We start from the raw sequence: 19,066 nt of genomic DNA, 5'->3' as shown, positions 1-19,066 counted from the left end.
CTCCCGCGGAGTGATCGATTTCAGCCCACATTTTATGAGTCTCGTTGCTTCGGAGATTCGCCCAACTACTGGTCCCGTTGGACTGTTTGATTGGTCTCCACTGTGCATCAAACTCTCAGAATCACCTCTAGTGCTGAATTTTTTATTGCTATCCCTACGAATACGGTGCGTCCTGCCGACTGCTGCTATGACTACTGAACAGACCTGATACCCATGTCCCTAGGACAACTCAAAGCCTTTCTCGAAAAAGTCAAAGGCGACTCAAGCCTTCAGGAAAAACTAAAGGGAACAAAGTCACCTGATGAAGTTGTATCTATTGCTAAAGAACATGGTCATGAATTCACCGCTGATAAGATCAATCAGCTCAGTGAAGAGGAGCTAGAAGTTGTTTCGGGTGGTGGCCATAACGTGCCATGTCCGGGATCATTTTAGCTGCTGCTGTGTTTAGATGTTTGTGGCCAATTGTGTTGTCTGCAAACTGACCATCTTCTAACCATATCGAACCTGAAGCTCCTGAATTAATAGGGTTTTTTATTTCTTCAATCTCGCCAATAATCCAACAAATCAGCCTTTCAATTCCTAGCACGATTTAGCGCATTAAGTATTAGCCAAGGACTCTGCAGTTTGTCGTTGCTATGACTGCTGAACAGACCTGATACCCATGACCCTAGAACAACTCAAGGCATTCATTGCCAAAGTCCAAGGCGATACTTCACTGCAGGGACAGCTCAATGCAGAAGGGGCTGATGTTGTTGCTATTGCAAAGGCTGCTGGGTTCACGATTACCACAGAAGACCTAAACTCTCATCGCCATAACTTGTCTGACGAGGAGCTAGAAGGCATAGCTGGAGGTTATCTGACTGGCGGTGGCTGCGGTTGCACCTGGACAGGCCGTATTTGTACAACATGCATGATGACAGATCATACATGTTAAGTAGATATTGTTTGCGATTCATCTCTATATCGTTGGCGATATAGAGATGAATTTCTAAAATATTGAGAAAGATATGTTTTCTCTGGTGACAGGGAGTCAAAGTTGCCACTGTATGCATGATTAAGGCTATGTGATGTCCCTAGAACAGCTCAAGGCCTTGATGGAAAAAGTGAAAGGTGATTCCAAACGTCAAGGCAAACTAAAGACAGCAAAGTCACTTGAAGATGTTGTGACTATCGCAAAAGAGCACGGCCACGAATTCACTGCTGATAAGTTCAGTCAGCTCAGCGAAGAGGAGCCTGAAGGGAGTTCGGGCCGCACGCTAAATTTATTTAATTGACTCATATTAAAAAACCTGAAATCTCAGGGGCTTTTTTATGATTGTGATGTACCAAATTCGTTAATCTAAATAGAATCGGATTCATTCACCAGAAGCTCACCAGAACATCTTGGGGTCTGCACCAAAACTATGTAGTGGGGTTCACCAGAAAGGCTGTGATCTTGAAGGAGTCGAGGGGGCAACTCCCCCAACACAACTTACACACTGAACTCCTTCAAAACAATGACTTCTTTCAACACGGACTACAACAACGCTGAACTGCTCGATCAAGAGCTGAACTTCGATCAACTGCAAGAAATCAATGGGGGTGTAATTCCATTCGTAGCTGGGGCAATCGTATTAGGCAAGGCTGTCGCTACAGGTATTGCAACCTTCGCTGGTTATAAAGCTGCTGAAAAAACTTATCAAGCCATTGAAAAAGCGGTTGAAAACAAAGCAGTCGCCTAGTCACCATCTTTATCTTCACCTTATCATTCACTACAAAATCATGAATTTCCAAAACGATTTAAACCCCGACACCTCAGAGGAACTTTCCTTAGAGCAAATGTCTGAAATCAATGCTGGCCTCGGGCCACTTATCCTCTTAGCACCATTTATTGTCGCCGCAAAAGTAGGAGCCGCAAAGGCAGCCATTGGAGTTGTCGGAGGGCTAATTGGCTGGGGCGTCGGAGAAACAGTTTACAAACATGCTAGTGGGGAGAAAGATTAGAGACCGAAATGTCTATCCACCATCTCAATCAATCCAAAACACTTTATTCAAAATCATGATGACCAACTATTCTCAAAATCAAAACAATGATTATCTGGACCAGGAGTTAACTATTGAAGAACTCCAAGAAATCTCTGGTAGCGGTTTCGCATTTGAACTTGTCAAAACATTTGGTAAGGAATTTGTGAAATGGTTTGCCAAAAAAGGCTACAACGAGGTCAAAGGCTGAACCATACTCAGCTCACAAGTAGATTCAATCAGCCATTCACAAGTAAGACCTCTCGTTATTAACCTAGCGAGGGGTTTTCAGTAGCCTAAGCCTAACTCTCGCGTGAAAACACGACGAAAACCCTCAACTAGAAACCTTATAGCTGAAAGCAATACAAAACCCAAAAGAGAGAAGCAGGGGGGTTGAGTAGTCGCAATCGATCTCCTGACAAAACACCTCATACCAATCACGCCCCGCCAAGTGCAGGGTTTTTATTGCCCTGGAGCCTCGACGTCAAGAGCTTCCGCGTGAGCTGACCACCCCGCTGCTCTCAATGGTTCAGCTAAAACTGCGTTTACAACCACCCAAAATGACAGCTAATGCCACTGCATCAAGAGCCACATCATCAAATTCATCATCATTATCCATCTGCTGAAGAATGACAACGCATCGAGCCGCGGCGATCAGCTCTATTACCCTGCAGTTTTCAAAGCAATTGGTGTAATTACTTGCTGAGGAAAAATATCACCACTGATCAATACTCAAAAACTCAATTTTATTGCACAATGGGCGTTGCCAAAACAAACTAAACCCTAAAAGGCACTGGCATAGACTAATTTCCCTGACAAGATCAAGAGTATTTTTTTGGCATAAATTTGATCGCCTCAAAAATAACCTGCTCTACATAGATTATTTTAGGCATCAATGCCGACTGTAGGCACTCAATTCAAAACAGCACTTTCTTCAAAAAACAGGAAGAGAAGAGACACCATAATCAGTTCTTAACCTTATAGGGGCACATTTAGGTATTAGATAAAACTCTCTAAATGACTAGTTTAATCGAGATCAAACGCGGTGATTTATATAGCGACACTATGACTTTTCGCGAGCTACCGGAGTCTGGCTTAATATTAAGACGATTCTCGATAGTTGATGAAAAAACAAATTTATTTGCAACTTTGTCTGATTTACCGACAGACCTTGATCTGTATATTGGAAAAATCAATCCGGCCACAAACGAGCCTTATCCAACACCTATATTAACAGCAATTTTACCTTACAAGGTTTATAACAGCTCAACAAACCCCGGGAATGAGTCGGAAAAAATATTTGCACAATTGGAACCAGGTGAATACTGGATTGGAATTAAGGATAATATAAATTTGACCACAGAAGAAAAGAATAAGCCATTTAAATTGTCATTAGATGCTCAAACATTTGACAAGACCACAAGATTGAGCAACGATCCAGAACTCGTACGCCAATGGCACTTATTCAATACGGGGCTTCCCCAATTAGACGAATGGTTTACAGCACCAAATGTTGATATCGGAGCTCCCGAAGCATGGAAACTAGGATTTGACGCAGAAATACCTATTGCAATTATAGATGGTGGCATAGACATTAATCATCCTGATCTAATTAATAATTTGTGGACAAATCCGAAAGAAATAGCAGGCAACAATCTTGATGACGATAATAATGGATATAAAGACGATCTTCATGGATGGAATTTTGCAGATGGTACAGCCAATGTGATGCCTGATAGGCACGGAACACACGTGGCGGGAATTACAGGAGCTAAAGGTAATAATGGCATTGGCGTATCTGGCGTGGCTTGGAACACACAATTGATGACACTTGATGTTTTTGGTAATGCAGATAGAGCCTCATTACAAGCACAAATTGATGCAATTAAATATGCCGTTAACAATGGAGCTAAGGTTATAAACATGTCCCTAGGGGGACATTTTAAAATAACCCCTGAAGAATACTTGAATAATTCAAACAACGAGAAATTCGCTGAAGTCTTAAATATGCCTACGACAAAGATGTATTCATTGCAATTGCCGCTGGCAACGCAGGAAATCAGTTACATGACAGAAACATGTGGGAGGGCGTTGGCAATCTTGATAAATACTCAGGTAGCCCTGCTCTATTTAGCAGAATATTCGGAAATATTGCATCTGTCGGCTCGTCTAATGGTCAGAATGACAGGGCTGAATATAGCAACTTTGGAAAGTCTATCTCTATTAGTGCTCCAGGCGGTGACAACCAAAGCATACAAATACAGAGCGAAGAAGATACTCGCATATACGAAGGACGCAGAGAAGCAGAAATTTTTAGCACCTTGCCCGATGCCAGCTACGGTTATATGGCTGGGACCTCCATGGCATCACCAGTGATTGCGGGCATGGCTGCATTGATTCGTGCGCAAAATGAGTCTATTAATGCACGAGATACTGTTGCAATACTAAGAGCAGGTGCAGTAATAAATTCCCAATTAAATTCAAGCGTAAATCAGAATTATCAAGCAAATTTATATAACTCTATGATTCTTGCTCAGAATTGGATCGGTCCTGACTCATTAACTGGTATTGGCCAAGAAGTAGCTCCGATTATTAATCTAACAGCACTAACTGATGCACAGAGTCTTACTGGATCACTTAAACTTGAGAGAGATTCTTCAAATGACCCTGTTATCGGTTTTTATCGTGTACTTGATACAAGTGGGACAGTTCTAGATGCGCTTGGTAACGCAGTAAAACCAGGAGACGCTGATTATCAATCAGTTGCTTTAAGCCCAAGTAATTTGTCCGATGGTCTTAATACTCTTACTCTAGAGAACAATTCATCGCGTTCAGTAAATTATTCCTTAGATGGCTTAGTTAACGGTTTCTATTTAGCGCCATATGCCATCACAGCAAACAATACTTGGTTCGCATGGAGTCAAGCCAATAGCGACAGACAAGATCACTTCAAGGTCTTGGGATCCAATCAGTTTGGATTGGATGATCAAGCGGGACCTGGTCGTGATGGAAATTTTTCAGATGTGATAATGAGCTTTTTCAGTAGTGAAATTATTTAAAACCAGGGTATTAGATTGATCCTTGAGTTGGTTTCATTGCTTCCATCGAAGCTCATGGGCAATTTTGATCCATAAAACAACAAAACAACTTCACACCAATCACGCCCCGCCCAACGCGGGGCTTTTTTCTCCAGATCATGGGTAAAAGCCAATCAATACCAACCCAAGAGAGTGCAATCCAAAAAATTACCCCTAACGAGAGGGGCAAGGCTAAGGGCGTTGTGTCCTCAGTAATGAGCCCATCCCAGATCCAGTGCCGAGCCGATCTGAAGACACCAAACCAAGGATGACATCACTTTCTGCAGCCCGGAACCAACGAGCCTCAGCAATAAGCAGCCCATGTGAATACCTTGGATCAAAGGCCTCCGTTCTTGTTAACGCCCATGCCATCGCTTCCACGCCATGAACCTCTCGATTTCAAGAAGAGGCCGACAATCGAGGGTGTCTCTGAAGAGGGAAAAAATGAGAAAGTCATTTCGCTGGAAAAGCTAGAGGAAGACAAGGAGTCAGGCTTCCAGGTCCCCAATGAAGGTCGAGCCCCAAGCTTCTAAGCACCTCTGGCAGGATCAGCAGTACGGAATTACACGAGTGCAAAACTGCATTGACCAAGAGGATCACCACAGAGTCCACATCAACGTCCTTAAAAAGTTTTTAAATCAAGACCCGAGGTTGTTTCAGCAACCTTCGCCATTGGTGTTGTAGGTCTGAATATCGAAGTAGAGGGGGTCATATTCCTGGCCAGGAATGATGTACTTGATGCGTTGCCTTTGCAGGTTGAGAATGGCTTTCAGGCGACTGTTATGCACAGATTGGAGCCAGATGGATCCTACGGATCGACTTGTCTCGCGAAAGATGAATGGATCCCTGTCGTTGCTGCCCATCCTCATTTCCCACAGTCCAGGGCTGATCACCTCAAAACGTCTTTCCCAGTTGGCAACGCAGGTCACATCACGCACGCTGCTGATCCGAGGTCCACGCATCTGAGCAAACCCTGGGGTGCTGTTCAGGCCAATGCTCAGTAGACAGCAAACAGCAAGACCACCTTTGGTAAAACGTCGCATCTGTGGTTGCCCGGTGTGATTTCGGGCCCATCCTCCGTGTAGGAGGCTTGCTTGTCGAGCTGCCCATCAGGGTATTAACAGCGTCAGTCAGAAAGGATGATTGTCACCAGATCGGCGTTGAGCCATATCCTTCCTGCGATCTGAGGGGGGTGTGACCAACCTCACATCCCTGCATGAGGCAGATCATCGAGTCAGACGCTGAATCCAGAGATGGTGTGTTCACCGGAGGGATGACCTCCATAACAACTCACACCAACCAAGAACCATGACTACTTCTTTTGTCTCTGAAAACACCGACCAGGAACTGTCGATTCAAGATCTCAAGGCGGCAAACGGTGGTGGCGTCCTTTTGCTCTTGGCCGCCCTACTTCCAGGTGTTGCTAACGCCCCAGACAAAGGTGATGACATCTACTTAAAGCCTTCTGTATGGGAGGTTTTCAAAACTGGCTCAACGCTTGGGGAGCCGGATGGCAAAGAAGGAGGCCCTACCAGAGTTGCACCAGGCCCAGACGGCAAAGGTTGTACTGATCGCAACTTGCCTTTTTGAATGAATATGTAGCCGTTTCAACGCAAAGCCCCGCTCTCACGAGTGAGGCTTTTTAATTCCCTGAAGCCTCAGCGACAAAGGCTTCCCTGTTCGCCCACAAGCCAGTGGTAGCTGCTGAACAAGAGGGGGATGTCAAGCCCAGTAGTCGCAGTGCCAAGTTGCGGTTGGCACCAAGACTCAGCGACTAGTGAGGAATCGAGTGGAATCATCATCACCAAACAGCTGTCGATAGGCCGATGCGGTGCTGCACATCACCACAGGGATGGCGGCCAACAATCCAAAACCGAAGGCGATCAATCCCACCAGGATGATCAACAGCTGCATTGCCAGCAGTGCAAGCACGGTCCACCACTGTCGTTGCACGATGCGGAAGCCTTCGCGCAGAGTGGCGATCGGTCCAAGACTCCTAACCACTGCGACGAACCCCAGGAACAACTGGTTCACCTGGATGTAAATGGCGATCACGGCTGCGATCAGCAGGACCAAAACCGAAACGGGACTACTTAAAATGGCGATGCTTAGGCTTTGGATCTCAGTGAACAGGCGATTGATCTCCTCGAAGTTGGAGGGTTCAATGCCTTGCACTCGCCAGAAGATCGACTGAGCGATCTCACCGGCATCAGCCGCTTTCACCGCAACGAATGCCGCCGTTGTGCTGATCACACCCAACAACAGCGTCAGCAGGAATTGCCGGCTGAACAGGCGCCAGATGTCTGGGCCATTGATCTTTATCAGATCGCCGAAGCTGGGCCGTTGCCCGTTGAGTCCAAGCCAAGCGCCGCGTATTAATCCCACGGTGGCCCAGAGTTCCACAAGAGTGCTGACGATGACTCCAGCGAAACCTGGGACAAGATCCACCACTGTGGACAGTACGAACGCGAAAAGGACAAAAAAGACAAACGTCCAGGGCGTGCGACGGAACGTTGTCCAACCGTCACGTAGTGCGGTCCCAACCGACAGGCTCATGATCCAATAGGCAACGTCTGGAGGGTACCGGCCTCCCTAACAGGCTGCAGAAATCACCCGTGAGGGGAAAGCAGGGGCCTTTGAATGGTCGATTTTGATCGACCTGCAACCCGCTTTTCCTAGCCATCCTTATGAATCGTCGGACGGTTTGTTGTCCGAATGCTCATGGTTTGATGTTTCTTCATCTGATTTCTGTGCATTGCTAACAGCCGAAATAATGACCCAAGCAAACCAACCAACAAATAGAAGGCCTAATCCAATCGCTGGCAAATATGAGTCCATCCCAATCTGATATTCAGGGAGTGAGGCTGGGAGTAGGTCAATGGCCTGAAGTTCTTTTGTCCACTCTTTGTCTAGTTCCCAGTAAGTATCTCCTGCGTCATTCTTCTGAGGATTGACCTCCGCGATTACATACCTGTCAACATGTATTTTGTATGGAATTACAAAGCTTTCGGTATTGACCATCGCGGCATAACAGGTATCAACCTCCTTTTCTTGCTCGATGGTCAACTTAAAATATGAGATTCCTTTAACACATTTAAGATCTTCACTAGTTCCCATACTGTATAGAAACCCGAGCGAAGGAGTTGAACCTAAAGACATTGACTTTGACCCTGGCAAGCTAAGTTTAGGATGGGAATGCTGCCAAAGAAGATCTCTTAGTAGTATTTAATTCTTCAGAGCTTGTTGGGTTCGTTCAAATAGATAGACAACAAGCCTGCAGGGGTCCAAGGTTTGATTTAAATCAAGCAAGGGGATTGTGCGGCATTTGATGCAATGACGCTTACGGCGAATAATGCTGACGGCTTCAAACTGTTGCTGAAACTGGAGCTGGACACTGCGGTCAAGTGAGATCCCCCAGCGGGGAAGAGGAACAATTCCAGATCAGCGTTAGCACATTCGCACTGGTTTCATCGCTTTGTCGGCCGAGTACGGAGTCCACATCTCGCCGGAATCAAAGACACCGATCTTTTCGAATGTGGCGCCAAGGATGACTGTGATCGTCCGCCACGACTATCTAACCGGCGAAAGGCAGACAAGGATTGGTGAATCAGCCCACCTCTGAACAAGTCTTGGCCAGAGTTGCTAGTTGATCACAGGCATCAATATCGGTTGGTAATCAGCGGTATCCGAAGATCATTTCTGGATTCGTGAAAGGCTGTGTGTAGAGACTGATGTCATTTCCGTCACCAGCAGCATAGGAAATATGCAAATCAATTTTAAATCCATGAATACTTTCAAACTGCCCGACTGAGGCTCCCTCCTCAAGCCCGTCATAATGGCCAGTCAGCTTGCCATCCAGCTTTGTGATGATGAATTCTTGATTCTGCTGAACCTTAAAATTTTCAATCAAGGAAACATCAAGCTTCCCACCGTGAATAATCAGGTCTCCTGTAATATCAACAAAGTCATGTTCGCTACCCAGACGATTTCGATTGGCGTCAGAATCTCCACCCAATTCAAACTGTATTGAACCTCCATCTTTCAAAAGGCTCCCGTTAATTCTATTTCCTCCTGCGGAATTGCCAGGCTTAATATGGCCATGATCAATCCAGCTGCCATTGATTACACCGGTTCCTGTGATGGTTCCATTGTTGACAAATCCATTTGCGCCTTGCTCATTCCCCGAGGTATCAATCATACCATCGTTTTGTATATGTCCATCGGATTGATTGATCAAGACTCCCATGTTAACCAAACGGGCATCTTTGCGATTGAATATAGTTTTGTGATTTTCAATCTTACCATCAAGTTCGTTAGCAATGACTCCACCCATTTCATTTTCAAGGGCTCCAAAATTATCAATTTTTACATCATTACTGAAGTAGCCATGGACCGAATTAATAATAAATCCTGTGCTTATTAATGTTCCAGGATTTAGCAATGATGCTTGATTACGAATCCCTCCAAAATTAGCAAGAAAGCCAGCATTTTCAAAAAAACTGTCATTCTCTATGTGACCATAATTAGCGATTGATCCATCAACGTCATTCCCAAATTTTCCGCCTAGCCCATTGGTCAAAGTGCCGAGATTATTTAAATCACCAGATGCATTGTTACTGAAATCCTTATTGATCAAGATTGAGCCATAGTTATAGAACTTTTCCTTGTTAAAGTCGCCATCACCAGGCGTATTAGTGACACCTTTTGGAATAGGGTTGGGAGAGATTTGTTTGCCCAAGATTTTTAAGCAGTAATTGATCAACCCTAGCAAGCTCTTCCTTGGCACGCCATGAAACACTTTTCGTACTGAAGACAACTATTTGAAGCATAAGATAGTGACAATAAATTTTCTCTGCTTTCAAGCCAAGCAATGAGGCTATATCTATGATTTCAGTCTTCTTATACACCTATAAGCGCCCCAATACTCCCACAAGCTGCAAGGTAATCATCTCGCCCTGAAACCCGTAAAGCCAATACTCAAGGGCAGCAATTTTTCTATCGTGTGATGCACGCTTACCCCAATAAAGCAACCATGTGACCATGGTTGCTTGGCTTCGGAGCAGAGGCTCCATCGTCAGACGGTCTGAACTCACTTCAGTCGATCTCAGTGTGTTCGAGTCGCCATAGCCCAAGACAAACAAAAGGAGCTGTAGCTGTTGAAGCTGCTGCAAGCAATCGTGGCTCATTCAGGAACTGGCATGCACGAGACCCAGACCGCGGAGGAAAAGATTGCACTTTGCATTGAACACACAAAGGTTGAGACCTCAGAAGCGGTTCGGCCGTGACAACGGCTAGTAGCTGAATTGAAGCCGAGTCGATCTGAAGTGACCTCAGCAAAACGCCTTGCGCCAAGGTCCAAACTCCATCGATAAGAAAATCGCCTGCCTAGCTCTGGGCTCTCAGGCCAATAAAAAAGACCCACACCAGGCATAGCGCCTTGGTCGGGTCCAGGTGATGGGGAAGTCCATCTTGCTACCGCTAACCCGGAACGTCAACACTGCATATGGTGTCCACTGCATGCCAAATATGACTTTGTACACCTAAATACATTTTTAACTGAAAGCCTGACTACTCTTGACGCACTGGCCGGGTGATGGGGATTGTCCAGCCTTTGTCAACAGGCCGCCGCTACAACGGTGGCTTTTTTATGACGTCGACTGAAGGCCCCAGCTCGTCATACACCCCTTCACCACCTCGGCAGGCATCACTTTCAGCCTGGCTTTTGGATCGTTTCACTACCTCGATGACCTTGGAGCGTCTGAGGTGACCGCAAGCAATCAAAGGCCCCGATTCTGAAAGTGGGGCCTATTTGGCTCTAGATAGCTTTAGCTCAACAGGAATTAAAATTATTCTCATAAGAGAAACAAGAAAAGAACGATCCACGAAGTGCCAATAAGGAACAATTTGTCGGCGCCCTTGTCGATATCAAAAAGGTCGTATGGCTCAGGAATCATTGCGTTAGCTGCAAGGGAGGAGAATCTAGTTGATTCGGGTGTCTAGCCCTCGCCTGCAGTGATGCAAGGTTTCAACCTCGAAGATCACCAGATCTTGTGCAGAGCTAGAGCGCCTGTTTTAAAGGTGAACAGGAAGGCGTGGGCAGCTCATCTGCCATTTACGGCTCGGTCATGGCTAGCTATGGAGCAGCAACTGAATCGAAATGAAGATCGGCGCCGCTACTCGTTGGCTGTCTGTTGTTGCTGCAGTGTTTCTTGGCATTGCGGGAATTAATGAATGGAGCGCTAAAAGCGCGGAAATGGACTCCTGGGGAAGCGAAAACAACACTGCCGCTGTGGCACTCAGAGCCCAAGGGAAGCTGAAAATTGGACTTGCCATTGGCTTTCTTGCTCTCGCTTCCGCAGGAGTGAGCTTCGACGAAAACGGGAATCGCAACTGAACACATTCGTCAAAAGCACACAACCCAGGTCGGCGATGCATCCATGGGTGAAACTGCAGAGCTGCTGACCGGCTTCGGCATGGGGCGAATCGAGACTTGAGCGACCTGGCTGATCAAGCCGGATAGTGCCCGGAGTACGGGTGACTTCGCTGCTGCCCATGGCGAAGTCTTCTGGCCTTACCAAACACCCAACATTCCAAGAGCAACTCAAACCCGTCCCAGAGAAATCCAAAGACCACTGAAGGGCATGAGTCAAGGCAAGAACCGTTTAGCCACCTCAAGAATTGGTTGACCAACTAGCCAAATGAATCACAAGCTGTCCACTAACAAATCCAACTTCCCCTACAAAGAGCGGGCAATAGGATGATGTCGATGCTCAACAGTCAGAGCATCTGTTGTTCAAAGCGATCGCCGCTAGAGACCGGAGCGCAGCGCCAATAGATCCCAATCAGGAGATAAGCATAAGAATAGAATAAGATCAATCACTAAAATTTTTTCTGCGAATCAATAGCAAAGCATTATAATTACAATCTTGACCTCTTCAATAGCAAATTGTCAGATTCCTGCTGGTCTTGTTTCTACAGCCGATTAATATGAATTGATGAGCATGAAGACCGGGTAAAGAATAACAAGTTAGAGCACCACCGTAGGTCAGTGAACTTGTGCAGCATCTGATCTCCTGCACAAGTGGTAGATCAAGTCAAAAAAAATAGCTTTCTCCAAGATGATGGCGACGAGCACAACGCAGAAGCATCACAATGAAGATGTGTTGTGCGCAATCGCTGTCTGAGGCAGCGATTGCGCACAAATCTCGATGGTTCAACAGCACATCCACTACGACGCCAGGGCATTTGTTCTAACTCCTGATGAAGTAGGCCTGGAGGAGAAAACAGTATTAACCCATCACTCGGTGAATCTCTTTCCATGATGAGTGAGCTACTGCTGCAGTTAGCACTCAGTGCAATTGCTGTTATGGCCAATGCCCTTTCAGCATTTGCCGGTGGCGGTGCAGGCTTGGTGCAGCTGCCTGCTTTGATTCTGCTGGGGCTTCCCTTTGCTTCAGCCCTGGCCACCCACAAACTTGCCAGCGTGGCCCTCGGAGTTGGCGCCGCCGGTCGACACTGGCGAGCCAGCAGCCTTGATCACCGATTAAGCCGGGTCATTCTCTTCGCAGGTTTACCGGGAGTGTGGTTAGGGGCGAGCAGCGTGATGGCTTTGCCTGATCGCGTTGCCACCGCAGCTCTTGGGCTGCTCACACTGTCTCTCGGGGTGTACTCCTCCCGGCGCCCCGAACTGGGACAAACAGACCGCTTGATGACCCACAACACACAGCAACGGTGCATCGGCATTGCTGTGCTCTTCGCGATCGGCGTGCTGAACGGTTCACTCTCTTCAGGCTCAGGCCTGTTCGTCACGCTGTGGCTGGTGCGCTGGTTCGGCCTGAGTTATCCAAAGGCAGTTGCTCACACATTGATCTTGGTGGGTCTGGCCTGGAACGGCACCGGCGCACTGGTGCTCGGATTCAGCGATGAAATCTGCTGGGGCTGGGTACCAGCCCTGATCGTGGGATCTCTCATCGGGGGGTATCTCGGTGCTCACTTATCACTCAAAAAGGGAAGCCGACTGGTCAAGGGAGCTTACGAATGGCTCGCCTTTGTCATGGGTGTCTCACTACTAATCCGAAGCATCTGAACTGACGACCAACCTGGTATGACGAATCCAGAGGATGTTCGATTACGGCTGACTTTGCTGGCGCAAAGGACTCAACTAGCGAAGGACCTGATGCAATGGAGGGGAGAGCGTCAAACTTCTGCTAACTCGATCAATACAGCAGGATTGCCCGCGTCGTCTTGGAAGTGCGAGTAGCGAAATTCGTCGTCGCCTCCAAGATGAAAGCGAGAGTCGCCACAAGCTCGTGCTCTCCCTTGGAGTCTGATGCCGTAATCCTCAACGAGACGTGTACAGGCGCTGATGATTTGCTCTTTGCTGGCCTTCCAGGGGTCTTTTCCTTGAAGATCATCGGCTCCAAGCAAAACGCCTTCTAAAACCGCGGAGATGGGATCGGTCGTCATGGATGGACTAGCTGGCCGCCATGGAGACTCACCAAAAAGCAGGACAATGCATCCAGCCAATCTGCTGCAGATCTCTGTAGAGAGAAACAGCATCCTCATAGGCCATGTGGATGCGTGACTTGATCAAAGCTGGCTGGCTGTGGGGCATCGGTCTGCCGTTTTCAACAACAACCTTGACATCACCATCAAAAGTTTTTGATTGCTGGTGGAACCTCATCGCCCAATGGGTCTTGGGGTCTTCCAGCCAAGCGTCAGACATTGTCTCTTGTTGAGATCTTGCCCTTATCGATAGAGGCACGTACCCCTTGATGCCCAGCCAAGTACAAATAAGTACAAGGAGCGTTGCCGAACCGAGATGAGAGCGGAAGGGATTCAACAAGCCGGCCAGACATCTCAACGGTTGAATGGAAGTGAGCCTCCAAGAAGTTGATCCTGGCCGCTGTCCAGGATTTTCGTTAGCTCATGAAGCAAGGCGGCCTCTTGAGCATCGGGAGTGTGACCACAACCCACCCTGCAAAGAGCTGCTCTCAGTCTTGAGAAGTCAGAAGCAGGAATATTGATTTGGATCTGGTCTTTCGCCATAGGAACACCTACACCAGTCACTATCAAAGCTGCAATGTGGCGAGGATTCATGCCAAGAGCGATTGACCTGCTCGAGGCGCTTAGACCGAAGGCAATGCAGGACGATCCAGCCTGGTACTGGCCAAATCGCCTGAGCTCAAGTCCAAGTCACCTCTAACAGGGCAGGAGCTCCTTCTCTTGCTTTAACTGAAGCCAAAAAGCTGATGCCAGTTCATTTGTTACTTCATCAGGTTCCATAGCCAAACACCACAGACCAGAGGGCTACGTACAAATCAGCTCAATTGCCACAGAGACGCAGCCAACTCCCCTGTCGACGAATATCGCGGTCACACTTCAATGCCAACAAAACTTTTATCGATCGAATTCTGAAAGGATTAGTTGAAAAACCTCAGCGTCATCCCGCTTTGCTACCGCTAAACGCAATGCTTGTAAGACACCAGGGCGTTTGGCGTAGGGAGAAAAGTCGAGCAAACAGTCCACGACTTCCTCAGGACTTCCATGTTGAACCAGAACCTTCAAAGCGGTGTCCATACCCACAACAAGCTCGTCAGTAGTCCACAAGCAGTTCTGACGGATGAAATAACGAAGCTCGCTGACAACAACCTCCGCAGACAGATCCAGCTGTTCTGCCAGCTCGCCAACCTTGACATCATGCTCGTCAAACGGCTGATCAAAGCCAACCGTGGCAAGCAGGCCAAAGTCGAAAAACATCTGGCGCCAGGAGGAATTGGATTCAAGTCCTGACTCGATAAGCGACCACACCTTCAGATGAGCCTCCCTGGAATCAGTAGTCGCGACGGTCATCCAAATGCCATGCAATCGTCATCCATCCAAGATGGCCATGGTTTAATTCCTTGCTGTAAGAAATTAAAACCCATCAACAGACGCAAGCTGAGCAACTCACCAGCAACATCACGGCCTGAGATCATCAATCAATACAACGGACTCATTAAAGTAAGATCCGTTGACCCAACCTTATTCAGTTGATCATCAATCACTTTTAAGAGCTAGGAATCGATCCGATTGAAGAGGCCATGAGCCTGCCGCAATCAAAGACCGAGCAGCAGCAACGTGATTGGATGACACCCTTGCTCGCGCTAAAGACTTCTGTTGATCACAATCAGGGTCATCTTATTCGACTGTGAAGTTGGCCAGCCACACATCAGCTGAACAGCAGCTGCTCCTGATTCATCCAATTGGCGTTGGCTTGTCATCGAGGTTTTGGGATCGATTCGTTGCTTCATGGCAAGCAAGAAGCAACACTCCAGAGCTACTCAAGCCCGATCTACTCGGCTGTGGAACAGCACCATGCCCGGCACGGCCACTCACGCCTGAAGACTGGGCTGAGCCACTCATCCAGCTGCTTCGGGAGCAAGACAACGGACCTACCGTGTTGCTCTCGCAGGGAGCTTCCCTTCCCATAGCGCTGGCTATTGCGTCGAAAGCGCCAGAGTTAGTCAGCGCTTTGGTGGCGATCAGCCCACCGGGCTGGCAAGTGCTCAATCAGAAATTCTCTCAAAGCAGAGCACGTTGGCTCTGGCGCTTCTTGTTTGATGGACTCATTGGCAATCTCTTTTACCGATATGCACGTCGGCGCAGATTTCTGGACGCTTTCTCCAAAAAAAACTTATTTGCTCGACCAGAAGCAGTTGATCATGAATGGCTTGAAATGCTCAAGCAGGGATCTCAAGCGATGGACACCCGCTGGGCGGTGTATTCGTTTTTGGCGGGATTCTGGCGACAGGGCTGGGAAGCGCAACTGACTGGGTTGAAGATTCCTGTTCAAATCATCTTTGGCAACAACGCCACTGGGATTGGCTCATCAAGAAACTGGGATGACCTCCATGAGCGTCTAGCGACCTACAAACGAAAGCTCCCCAGCGCTTCGATCAACACCATCCCTGGCAGGAACGTGCTGCCTTATGAATCCAGTGAAGACTGCGTCAACAGCGTCAGCGAATGGATTGCATCACTCACTGAGTAAGCACAACGTTCCAAAGTCAGAACAGGTGGGCTTTTCGCCCCACAAAACCATGGGGCATGAATGGAAAGGCTTACCAGAAGAGCAACCTTCAGTTTACGCGCTGTGCAGAAGTCAACCCAGTCAGCCTTGAGACAATCTCTGATGGGGTCGATCGTGGGCTCGCTGAACGCAATTTTCTGTTAGGAGGTCTTATGAAGAGTTCCCCTTCAGATGCCCGTTGATGTCACGGCAATTCTGGTTTCGTCCACATTCATGGGAGCCGGGTTGGCGTTGGCCAAATTCTTCCCAGAGTCGTCCCTACTAGCGGCTTTCTTTTTAGGTGGGCTAGCTCTTGTCAACATTGGACTATCGATCGCTGGCTGAATCACTCAACCAACGGAGCGTGAGCACGATTTCTAGTACCAACTTTTCAAGAGTCAGATTCACTGGTCGTGGCATCAGGCAAGGAATTGTGGTGATCAGTTGAACCACTCCAAAACAGAATTCTTGAATTTCTAGAAGCTCTGACGTTTTAGCCTCCAAAAGTACAAACGCCCAGCAGTGACGGGCAAATCAAGCTGACGGTTTTCAAATCAGCCAAGCTCGCGAATGCTGAGCAGCAAATCGCGATCGCATCATGCACCTTGGATCAGCGCGAATTGTTGATCTCAGAGCACCTGAAATTAGAAACCTGATCAATAAAAGCTGCAGAGTATTTCATGCTGCCAAACAATAACCAGAGAAATACCAACTGACGCTCGCTCTGTCTGCGGCACAGTGCTCCGTTGTTGATCGATGGCTTGACGCCAGCCTTACCCAATACAGCAAAGGCTGTGGTCTCAGGCTGGCAGACGCGTAAATCGACGCCGTTCGCGACGATTTCAGGATGCCTTATCAACACAACGAATACGACCAGATCTGACAGGTTGCCGAAGACAGTCCTGAACTCCTTGGAAAGCCACAACACTGCAAGAGCACGTGCACTTTGATACGTTGAATGGTGTCATGAGGGGCAAGTCGAGCAGCCGACTCATGTTCGTTGGGAAGAGGGAGACGTCACACTCCCTCTTTCTACAAAGTCAGGACTCAGGCGGTACGCAGGAGGTCCACCCCATATCCAGCAAATTGGTCCACAGTTCCAACGCGAGATGACGAGGCATGCTCAGCTGACGCACTGGATTACCCAGAACAGGCGACCACCGAAAGGTGCTCAGCACAACGAACTGATCATGCTGTATCGACGGATCTGGCTTAATTTGGAGGAACAGACCTTCTCGAGTGTTCGAAAGCCAGCATGAAACCGGAAGCTGCTGCTCGGAACGAGCATCATCAGGCGAATCATTGAACATCACACAGCCAACGACAATCGAAACGAGCGCAACAGGGAGTTACAGCGGGAGCGACTGGAGCTGAGGGGCTTCGCCTGGAATAGGCGACTCAACCGGCACATGGTTCAGCCCCTCTTTGACTGCGGTGGCCGTGATGAAACCACCGATGATCACAACAACCAGACAGCTCAGAGCAGCCATAACACCAGTGGTCATGATCAATCTGGACGTACAATCAACAGATGTCATTTGGCCAGAGCTAGACGACATGGGTTGCAGTTCAACTGTTTCAGTTCTGGCTGTTGAGGAACAAAGACGCAAGCCAGCCCGTGGCTTGACTATCGATGCGATCATTCACACCAGCGCGTCAAGCGACCAAAAGAGCTGCGAGAGTCAACGGCTTCAGAAAGAAACGATCAAAGTCTGAAACCGAGCTTGAGCCGGAAAAGTGTCATCATGTTATGTCAATTTTTGATCACATCAATCAACGTAAATCCTCCAATACTGAGAGCAAGGGAATTGCAGGTGTCGATCAGACCGGACAACAATTACACAACAAGCAGAAAAAAACGATGCCTGAACTGAATTTCGAGGGCCAATATGGCATCTCCTACCGAACAAACATTCGTCATTCAGTGCCGGGTTATGACGTACTTCACGAGATCGCACTCGCAGCAATTCATACTGAAGCCTCACAGGCCAATCGCGTTCTCGTGGTGGGCCCTGGCCCTGGTGAACAACTTCCAGCGTTGCTCGAGGCCTGTCCAAACGCTGAATTCACGGTGCTAGAGCCGAGCCAACAGATGCTCTCGTTTTGCAGGGACGTGCTCGCTAGCGTTCCTGGACGCGATAGATGCGTCTTAATTCAAAAAGAGTTGAATCAAGAGACCGTAGAAAGACTGCATCCAATTAGCTCCGATCTTGTGGTGTGTCATAACGTGCTGCATCTTTTTGAACCGAAAAAGCAAGAGAGCCTGATGCGATTACTGGCTCAATGCACGGCCCCGAATGGAGTGCTGCTGCTGAGCGGATACAGCGAGCCTTCCGACCAGAACGCGACACAACAGATAATGGAGATCGGCCTTCAACGTCTCCGTGATCGACATCTGAAGAATGATCAGGTTGAGGCTATACGCAACACCCGAAACAAGGTTGTGTTTTCGATCGATCCGCATTGTCTGTCAACAGTCCTGACTTCCGAAGAACTCACACCTGCGCTACAGCTCTATCAAGGCCTGCTCTCCAAACTCTGGGTTTCCCGGCGACAAGGAGCAGAGATCAATGTCTCCTAATTATCATCTACCCAGGAATAAAGATGATTCTTGAGTCCGAACTGGAGGCAGTACATGACCGTGACGCATCAATCTATATCTGGAAGAAGTGCTAACGAGCACCCAGAAACTTATGTTTTTTCCAAGTCGAAGAATAAAAACACCAGAAACCTGGTTCGAGGATCAGCTGCGCAAAGCAAATAATTTAATATTTCAAAGACAGTCAGGTTGATGTAAGAAGAGCCAACAGAAGCTGCACATTATCTACGAGTACCAATCGATGGCGGGCGCACTTTTACTACACATTGCCTCGCTCTCAGTGGAGTAAAAGGCAAATTGAGCAATGAACCTTCCCGGGCCTGAAACCCTAGTCCCACA

General features: G+C 47.9%; 23 protein-coding genes and 1 pseudogene. 13 read left to right on the top strand and 11 right to left on the bottom strand.

What is annotated here, in order from left to right:
• Window positions 1-213 precede the first annotated feature (213 nt).
• From SynBIOSU31_RS05320 to SynBIOSU31_RS05285, 8 genes and pseudogenes are all read left to right on the top strand, one after another.
• On the top strand, window positions 214-432 hold the full coding sequence (locus SynBIOSU31_RS05320) for a Nif11-like leader peptide family natural product precursor (protein ID WP_186492419.1): 219 nt from the start codon (window positions 214-216) through the stop codon (window positions 430-432).
• A 229-nt stretch (window positions 433-661) separates the two neighbouring features.
• Window positions 662-934 carry a Nif11-like leader peptide family natural product precursor gene (locus SynBIOSU31_RS05315; protein WP_186492418.1) on the top strand — a complete coding sequence of 91 codons (273 nt, stop codon included), beginning with the start codon at window positions 662-664 and terminating at the stop codon, window positions 932-934.
• Between the two features lie 133 nt (window positions 935-1,067).
• The gene (locus SynBIOSU31_RS05310) at window positions 1,068-1,274 is read left to right on the top strand and encodes a Nif11-like leader peptide family natural product precursor (RefSeq protein WP_186492417.1); all 207 of its coding nucleotides are present in this window, start codon (window positions 1,068-1,070) and stop codon (window positions 1,272-1,274) included.
• Between the two features lie 222 nt (window positions 1,275-1,496).
• On the top strand, window positions 1,497-1,721 hold the full coding sequence (locus tag SynBIOSU31_RS05305) for a class IIb bacteriocin, lactobin A/cerein 7B family (RefSeq protein WP_186492416.1): 225 nt from the start codon (window positions 1,497-1,499) through the stop codon (window positions 1,719-1,721).
• Window positions 1,722-1,761: 40 nt separating this feature from the next.
• Complete coding sequence (locus tag SynBIOSU31_RS05300; protein ID WP_186492415.1) at window positions 1,762-1,983, top strand: hypothetical protein; 222 nt, start codon at window positions 1,762-1,764, stop codon at window positions 1,981-1,983.
• Between the two features lie 55 nt (window positions 1,984-2,038).
• Entirely contained in the window at window positions 2,039-2,212 is a 174-nt protein-coding gene (locus SynBIOSU31_RS05295) for a hypothetical protein (RefSeq protein WP_186490496.1), read from the top strand.
• 806 nt (window positions 2,213-3,018) lie between these two features.
• A pseudogene (locus SynBIOSU31_RS05290) lies at window positions 3,019-3,960 on the top strand (S8 family serine peptidase); the annotation flags it as partial.
• A 71-nt stretch (window positions 3,961-4,031) separates the two neighbouring features.
• Window positions 4,032-5,060, top strand: a complete 1,029-nt coding sequence (locus SynBIOSU31_RS05285) for a S8 family serine peptidase (protein ID WP_370593709.1) — start codon at window positions 4,032-4,034, stop codon at window positions 5,058-5,060.
• Between the two features lie 674 nt (window positions 5,061-5,734).
• Here SynBIOSU31_RS05285 and SynBIOSU31_RS05280 read toward each other — a convergent pair.
• Window positions 5,735-6,121, bottom strand: coding sequence for a hypothetical protein (locus tag SynBIOSU31_RS05280; protein WP_186492412.1), 387 nt, complete (start codon window positions 6,119-6,121; stop codon window positions 5,735-5,737).
• A 265-nt stretch (window positions 6,122-6,386) separates the two neighbouring features.
• Between SynBIOSU31_RS05280 and SynBIOSU31_RS05275 the strand changes: the two genes are divergently transcribed.
• Window positions 6,387-6,668, top strand: a complete 282-nt coding sequence (locus SynBIOSU31_RS05275) for a hypothetical protein (RefSeq protein ID WP_186492411.1) — start codon at window positions 6,387-6,389, stop codon at window positions 6,666-6,668.
• A 177-nt stretch (window positions 6,669-6,845) separates the two neighbouring features.
• Here the strand turns inward: SynBIOSU31_RS05275 and SynBIOSU31_RS05270 are convergent, their stop codons facing one another.
• The 3 genes from SynBIOSU31_RS05270 to SynBIOSU31_RS05260 form a co-directional block, all read right to left on the bottom strand.
• Complete coding sequence (locus tag SynBIOSU31_RS05270; protein WP_186492410.1) at window positions 6,846-7,634, bottom strand: hypothetical protein; 789 nt, start codon at window positions 7,632-7,634, stop codon at window positions 6,846-6,848.
• 129 nt (window positions 7,635-7,763) lie between these two features.
• Window positions 7,764-8,144 carry a hypothetical protein gene (locus SynBIOSU31_RS05265; protein WP_186492409.1) on the bottom strand — a complete coding sequence of 127 codons (381 nt, stop codon included), beginning with the start codon at window positions 8,142-8,144 and terminating at the stop codon, window positions 7,764-7,766.
• A gap of 610 nt (window positions 8,145-8,754) precedes the next feature.
• Window positions 8,755-9,894, bottom strand: a complete 1,140-nt coding sequence (locus SynBIOSU31_RS05260) for a hypothetical protein (RefSeq protein WP_186492408.1) — start codon at window positions 9,892-9,894, stop codon at window positions 8,755-8,757.
• A 1,341-nt stretch (window positions 9,895-11,235) separates the two neighbouring features.
• Between SynBIOSU31_RS05260 and SynBIOSU31_RS05255 the strand changes: the two genes are divergently transcribed.
• Together SynBIOSU31_RS05255 and SynBIOSU31_RS05250 are read left to right on the top strand one after the other, a co-directional pair.
• A complete protein-coding gene (locus SynBIOSU31_RS05255; RefSeq protein ID WP_186492407.1) occupies window positions 11,236-11,472 on the top strand; it encodes a hypothetical protein in 237 nt (78 codons plus the stop codon).
• A 924-nt stretch (window positions 11,473-12,396) separates the two neighbouring features.
• Entirely contained in the window at window positions 12,397-13,164 is a 768-nt protein-coding gene (locus SynBIOSU31_RS05250; RefSeq protein WP_186492406.1) for a sulfite exporter TauE/SafE family protein, read from the top strand.
• Window positions 13,165-13,274: 110 nt separating this feature from the next.
• Here the strand turns inward: SynBIOSU31_RS05250 and SynBIOSU31_RS05245 are convergent, their stop codons facing one another.
• From SynBIOSU31_RS05245 to SynBIOSU31_RS14745, 4 genes are all read right to left on the bottom strand, one after another.
• Entirely contained in the window at window positions 13,275-13,544 is a 270-nt protein-coding gene (locus tag SynBIOSU31_RS05245) for a hypothetical protein (protein WP_186492405.1), read from the bottom strand.
• 28 nt (window positions 13,545-13,572) lie between these two features.
• Window positions 13,573-13,803 (bottom strand): DUF1651 domain-containing protein, encoded by a 231-nt coding sequence (locus SynBIOSU31_RS05240; RefSeq protein WP_186492404.1) that lies wholly within the window; start codon window positions 13,801-13,803, stop codon window positions 13,573-13,575.
• A 674-nt stretch (window positions 13,804-14,477) separates the two neighbouring features.
• Window positions 14,478-14,930: a hypothetical protein gene (locus SynBIOSU31_RS05235; protein ID WP_186492403.1), complete on the bottom strand. Its 453-nt coding sequence runs from the start codon at window positions 14,928-14,930 to the stop codon at window positions 14,478-14,480.
• Window positions 14,927-15,055, bottom strand: a complete 129-nt coding sequence (locus tag SynBIOSU31_RS14745) for a hypothetical protein (RefSeq protein ID WP_255477375.1) — start codon at window positions 15,053-15,055, stop codon at window positions 14,927-14,929. The genes SynBIOSU31_RS05235 and SynBIOSU31_RS14745 overlap by 4 nt, the downstream gene beginning before the upstream one ends.
• A 212-nt stretch (window positions 15,056-15,267) precedes the next feature.
• Here SynBIOSU31_RS14745 and SynBIOSU31_RS05230 point away from each other — a divergent pair, with 212 nt between their 5' ends.
• On the top strand, window positions 15,268-16,110 hold the full coding sequence (locus tag SynBIOSU31_RS05230; RefSeq protein WP_370593684.1) for an alpha/beta fold hydrolase: 843 nt from the start codon (window positions 15,268-15,270) through the stop codon (window positions 16,108-16,110).
• Between the two features lie 628 nt (window positions 16,111-16,738).
• Here the strand turns inward: SynBIOSU31_RS05230 and SynBIOSU31_RS05225 are convergent.
• The 3 genes from SynBIOSU31_RS05225 to SynBIOSU31_RS05215 all read right to left on the bottom strand — a co-directional run bounded on the left by SynBIOSU31_RS05225 (window position 16,739) and on the right by SynBIOSU31_RS05215 (window position 17,633).
• A complete protein-coding gene (locus SynBIOSU31_RS05225; RefSeq protein WP_186492402.1) occupies window positions 16,739-17,053 on the bottom strand; it encodes a hypothetical protein in 315 nt (104 codons plus the stop codon).
• 115 nt (window positions 17,054-17,168) lie between these two features.
• Window positions 17,169-17,438, bottom strand: a complete 270-nt coding sequence (locus tag SynBIOSU31_RS14920) for a DUF1651 domain-containing protein (protein ID WP_186492401.1) — start codon at window positions 17,436-17,438, stop codon at window positions 17,169-17,171.
• Between the two features lie 39 nt (window positions 17,439-17,477).
• Complete coding sequence (locus tag SynBIOSU31_RS05215) at window positions 17,478-17,633, bottom strand: hypothetical protein (protein WP_186492400.1); 156 nt, start codon at window positions 17,631-17,633, stop codon at window positions 17,478-17,480.
• Between the two features lie 245 nt (window positions 17,634-17,878).
• Here SynBIOSU31_RS05215 and SynBIOSU31_RS05210 point away from each other — a divergent pair, with 245 nt between their 5' ends.
• Window positions 17,879-18,709 carry a class I SAM-dependent methyltransferase gene (locus tag SynBIOSU31_RS05210; RefSeq protein ID WP_186492399.1) on the top strand — a complete coding sequence of 277 codons (831 nt, stop codon included), beginning with the start codon at window positions 17,879-17,881 and terminating at the stop codon, window positions 18,707-18,709.
• The last annotated feature ends 357 nt before the right edge of the window (window positions 18,710-19,066 follow it).

The sequence above is a fragment of the Synechococcus sp. BIOS-U3-1 genome, from assembly GCF_014279975.1.
Classification (GTDB): Bacteria; Cyanobacteriota; Cyanobacteriia; order PCC-6307; family Cyanobiaceae; genus Synechococcus_C.
Note: the sequence above shows the minus strand (reverse complement) of the source record. Positions and strands in the feature narration are given on the sequence as shown.

Bases quoted from the DNA above. Each gene is read 5' to 3' on its own strand.
- SynBIOSU31_RS05250 (WP_186492406.1), top strand. From the start codon at position 12,397: ATGATGAGTGAGCTACTGCTGCAGTTAGCACTCAGTGCAATTGCTGTT.
- SynBIOSU31_RS05240 (WP_186492404.1), bottom strand. From the start codon at position 13,803: ATGTCTGACGCTTGGCTGGAAGACCCCAAGACCCATTGGGCGATGAGG.
- SynBIOSU31_RS05305 (WP_186492416.1), top strand. From the start codon at position 1,497: ATGACTTCTTTCAACACGGACTACAACAACGCTGAACTGCTCGATCAA.
- SynBIOSU31_RS05270 (WP_186492410.1), bottom strand. From the start codon at position 7,634: ATGAGCCTGTCGGTTGGGACCGCACTACGTGACGGTTGGACAACGTTC.
- SynBIOSU31_RS05210 (WP_186492399.1), top strand. From the start codon at position 17,879: ATGTCAATTTTTGATCACATCAATCAACGTAAATCCTCCAATACTGAG.
- SynBIOSU31_RS05245 (WP_186492405.1), bottom strand. From the start codon at position 13,544: ATGACGACCGATCCCATCTCCGCGGTTTTAGAAGGCGTTTTGCTTGGA.
- SynBIOSU31_RS05255 (WP_186492407.1), top strand. From the start codon at position 11,236: ATGAAGATCGGCGCCGCTACTCGTTGGCTGTCTGTTGTTGCTGCAGTG.
- SynBIOSU31_RS14745 (WP_255477375.1), bottom strand. From the start codon at position 15,055: ATGATCTCAGGCCGTGATGTTGCTGGTGAGTTGCTCAGCTTGCGTCTG.
- SynBIOSU31_RS05315 (WP_186492418.1), top strand. From the start codon at position 662: ATGACCCTAGAACAACTCAAGGCATTCATTGCCAAAGTCCAAGGCGAT.
- SynBIOSU31_RS14920 (WP_186492401.1), bottom strand. From the start codon at position 17,438: ATGTTCAATGATTCGCCTGATGATGCTCGTTCCGAGCAGCAGCTTCCG.
- SynBIOSU31_RS05310 (WP_186492417.1), top strand. From the start codon at position 1,068: ATGTCCCTAGAACAGCTCAAGGCCTTGATGGAAAAAGTGAAAGGTGAT.
- SynBIOSU31_RS05320 (WP_186492419.1), top strand. From the start codon at position 214: ATGTCCCTAGGACAACTCAAAGCCTTTCTCGAAAAAGTCAAAGGCGAC.
- SynBIOSU31_RS05235 (WP_186492403.1), bottom strand. From the start codon at position 14,930: ATGACCGTCGCGACTACTGATTCCAGGGAGGCTCATCTGAAGGTGTGG.
- SynBIOSU31_RS05215 (WP_186492400.1), bottom strand. From the start codon at position 17,633: ATGACCACTGGTGTTATGGCTGCTCTGAGCTGTCTGGTTGTTGTGATC.
- SynBIOSU31_RS05280 (WP_186492412.1), bottom strand. From the start codon at position 6,121: ATGCGACGTTTTACCAAAGGTGGTCTTGCTGTTTGCTGTCTACTGAGC.
- SynBIOSU31_RS05295 (WP_186490496.1), top strand. From the start codon at position 2,039: ATGATGACCAACTATTCTCAAAATCAAAACAATGATTATCTGGACCAG.
- SynBIOSU31_RS05275 (WP_186492411.1), top strand. From the start codon at position 6,387: ATGACTACTTCTTTTGTCTCTGAAAACACCGACCAGGAACTGTCGATT.
- SynBIOSU31_RS05300 (WP_186492415.1), top strand. From the start codon at position 1,762: ATGAATTTCCAAAACGATTTAAACCCCGACACCTCAGAGGAACTTTCC.